This is a genomic window from Oleiphilus sp. HI0123, assembly GCF_001635315.1.
In genome coordinates this window covers 1-2,836 of sequence record NZ_LWGE01001671.1, presented here as the reverse complement: position 1 = coordinate 2,836, position 2,836 = coordinate 1, and the positions used below count along the sequence as shown (strand labels likewise).

Below are 2,836 nucleotides of genomic sequence, written 5' to 3'. Positions count from 1 at the left end.
ATATTATCAGGGTTGTATCTACTTGGTGGAGTTGCACAACCACCAACAAAAAGTGCAATTAGCACTGTAATAAACTTATTAATCACCTTTCTCCTTTAAGAATATAACGCCGCCATTTGCGGGATGAGTTTTATGGCGACGTTTATGCGTTTCTTTGCATAAACGGTGACAGAAAACGAAGATCCGAAAGATGGCCTGGTTATATGATTTTTGCTTTTAGTCTTTTGACCTTATGCTCTTAATTTATTGTTAAGAACTCAGAAACGACGCAATAAACCATACAATAATTTTTATTTTGTTTATCTGATTTTGACCACGATAAACCCTAAATTCTTACCTGAACTGTCAACGAAACCACCCATCAAAGTGACCCGATTACGCTGAGCAAAAAACTAATTTTTAGAACACTGAACCTTGATGATAACCTGACTTTATAAGAAGGCCATCTTTGCACAAAACTAAGAAAACCGCGTACAAGTGTTTGGTACTTTTGCGCATATAACGCCTGCCACAACGGCTTGGGTGAAGTGGCGGCGTTTTTGCGTCTTTTTGCAAAAACGGTGACAGTTTACCCAAGTCCGATTGATGGCACTTGTTATGTGTTTTCATTGAATTTAGGTCATCTATTGTAACCAATATCTGGGTTATTAGATTGATACTTGCGAATGAACTCTACCTCTTTGGCTGCTAGTTCAGACTCTTCACAATCTGGTGACTCCCAAAGTATCTGTTTACGTACTGTGTAATCTTTGCGTACCTCTTGAGGAAGCGTTGCAAAGTCTGCATTTACTGTATCCATATCCGGGCTGCCAAAATAACGATGGCTTCCGATGCTATCCTTGCCTATATATATTTTACCTGTGGGATTATAAGTAATTTTATAGATCTGTTTCATCTGCTCCGGAATTCCATTTTTTCACATAACGCCCAGCTCACCGGAGGAGCAAAATTGGCGTGACTTTTTGCTCCAGCAAAAAGCGCGACACATTTTGCGGAGTCCGGTGGAGCTGCTTGTTATAGCTTTTATTGGTATTCAAATTTGGTTTTAGCCTCACCAGTTTCATTTATAGTTAGTGTAAATGACTTCCAATCACCGCCAGTATGCGATTTCATAACTGAGTGAAGCTTAGGCACAACGGTATAGAGCCGCTCTCTTTCAGGTTTTACAAGTGCCTTTGAGACCCTTTTACCATCAATTACATAACTAAATTTGGATCCTATTGAACTACTACCATCTTCTGAAGTGTGATATTTAAACTCACACGAAAGAGATTCATACCCTAGCTCACTGCTTATCATCATGAGTTCGCTCAACTCATTCAATAGTGATACTTGCTCATCCATAATATTCATAAATCACCATTCCTGCTATAACGCCCGGCTCACCGAGGAAATTTTATTGGCGGCTTTTTTGGTACAAAAAAGGTGACAATAAAATTTGTCCGGTGGAGCCGCTTGTTAGTGCCATTTTTATGTATATGATGGTAATATACATAAATGATTAATTGGAAACAAATAAAAGGCTTTAATTGGGATGCTGGCAACGAAAGAAAAAACGTTGATAAACACAGCGTAAACCAGTTAGAGGCCGAACAATTATTTTTTAATGAGCCTTTATTACTGCTGCCGGACAAAAAGCACAGTGATAAAGAGCCCAGATACCATGCCCTTGGAATTACCGATGATGGGCGGCAACTACATATTACTTTTACACTGCGTGAAGATAACACTTTGATTAGAGTGATTTCTGCACGACCAATGCACAAGAAAGAGAGGAAATTTTATGAACAAGCATAAACAGCCTCCAAAGTTTAAAACAGAGGCAGAAGAACGAAAGTTTTGGGAAGATAATGATTCCGCTGATTACTTGGACTGGAGTAAGGCCGCAAAAGTAACAATGCCCAACTTAAAACCATCGACGAAAACAATTTCCTTGCGGTTACCTGAGTCTTTGCTTGAAAGCATTAAAATTGAGGCTAATCGAAGAGACATGCCTTACCAGTCCTTAATCAAATCTTGGCTTGCTGATGATGTTCGACAGAATCGCTTAGCTTCTTAAGAGCACTAACGCCCGCCTAAACGGAGGAGTAAAATTGGCGCGCCTTTTTGGCACAAAAAGCGTGACATATTTTACGGAGTCCGTTTGAGGCGCTGGTTATGTTGTTCTTCTTTGCTAGAAGTAGCAACTCGATAAATACAATAAACCACAGCCAAGCCGAAGCCTATTGAACCATTAAATATGTTAGCTAAACCCGCTGTAATAGCGACTGCCAAATGTATTTGTTTATTACGAAGTAACAACCAGCCTAGAGAAAACGACACTATAAAAATAACCGACGCAAGGAAGTAAGGCATGGCCAACATAGTAGCCATTTGGCTAATACTAATCTCTCTATCGCTGGCACCAGTTATGAGCGATAACAATTGATAAGAATCGATGAGCGAAAATATAAGACAATAAAGAGCATTTAGAATAATGCTCGCACCAAGTAACTTTTCAAATAGAGCTTTGTTCATAATCCCTCAAAAAACATAACGCCTTGCGAATGGGCGAGCGACGCGCAGCAAAGCGAGTCCAGCCCCGGGTGTTTTTCCGGGGCGATCATTGCGCAACTGGTTAGGTGATTGATTCACTTTTTGCCTCGATTTTATGACCGCACTTACAGCAATAAAAATACTTATAAGCGAATTCATTCGGGACAAGCCAGACTTTAAATTTGCTGCGTTTGCTCGTGAGCAATTTTACCACTTTACCTGAATGAACTAGAGCTCTTTGTTCGCATTCCGGACACTTAAAAAATGCCGTGATGATTATTGCCGACCAACCAAGAATAAT

Annotated in this window: 6 protein-coding genes; 2 read left to right on the top strand and 4 right to left on the bottom strand. The window is 39.9% G+C overall.

Features of this window, described 5'->3' with window-relative positions; all coding sequences use genetic code 11:
- Nucleotides 1-619: 619 nt before the first annotated feature.
- Entirely contained in the window at nucleotides 620-895 is a 276-nt protein-coding gene (locus A3761_RS22585; protein WP_068511479.1) for a hypothetical protein, read from the bottom strand.
- A 128-nt stretch (nucleotides 896-1,023) separates the two neighbouring features.
- Nucleotides 1,024-1,353, bottom strand: coding sequence for an immunity protein YezG family protein (locus A3761_RS22580; RefSeq protein WP_068510496.1), 330 nt, complete (start codon nucleotides 1,351-1,353; stop codon nucleotides 1,024-1,026).
- A 144-nt stretch (nucleotides 1,354-1,497) separates the two neighbouring features.
- Between A3761_RS22580 and A3761_RS22575 the strand changes: the two genes are divergently transcribed.
- Entirely contained in the window at nucleotides 1,498-1,797 is a 300-nt protein-coding gene (locus tag A3761_RS22575) for a BrnT family toxin (RefSeq protein WP_068511104.1), read from the top strand.
- Nucleotides 1,784-2,059, top strand: a complete 276-nt coding sequence (gene brnA, locus A3761_RS22570) for a type II toxin-antitoxin system BrnA family antitoxin (RefSeq protein ID WP_068510173.1) — start codon at nucleotides 1,784-1,786, stop codon at nucleotides 2,057-2,059. The genes A3761_RS22575 and brnA overlap by 14 nt, the downstream gene beginning before the upstream one ends.
- A gap of 71 nt (nucleotides 2,060-2,130) precedes the next feature.
- On the opposite strand, the gene A3761_RS22565 is transcribed toward brnA, so the two are convergent.
- Nucleotides 2,131-2,517: a hypothetical protein gene (locus tag A3761_RS22565; RefSeq protein ID WP_068511467.1), complete on the bottom strand. Its 387-nt coding sequence runs from the start codon at nucleotides 2,515-2,517 to the stop codon at nucleotides 2,131-2,133.
- 100 nt (nucleotides 2,518-2,617) lie between these two features.
- On the bottom strand, nucleotides 2,618-2,836 hold a 219-nt coding region (locus tag A3761_RS28690; protein ID WP_231881290.1), incomplete at its 5' end, for a hypothetical protein.

Coding starts and splice junctions, on each gene's coding strand:
- A3761_RS22585 (WP_068511479.1), bottom strand. CDS start 895: ATGAAACAGATCTATAAAATTACTTATAATCCCACAGGTAAAATATAT.
- A3761_RS22580 (WP_068510496.1), bottom strand. CDS start 1,353: ATGAATATTATGGATGAGCAAGTATCACTATTGAATGAGTTGAGCGAA.
- A3761_RS22575 (WP_068511104.1), top strand. CDS start 1,498: ATGATTAATTGGAAACAAATAAAAGGCTTTAATTGGGATGCTGGCAAC.
- brnA (WP_068510173.1), top strand. CDS start 1,784: ATGAACAAGCATAAACAGCCTCCAAAGTTTAAAACAGAGGCAGAAGAA.
- A3761_RS22565 (WP_068511467.1), bottom strand. CDS start 2,517: ATGAACAAAGCTCTATTTGAAAAGTTACTTGGTGCGAGCATTATTCTA.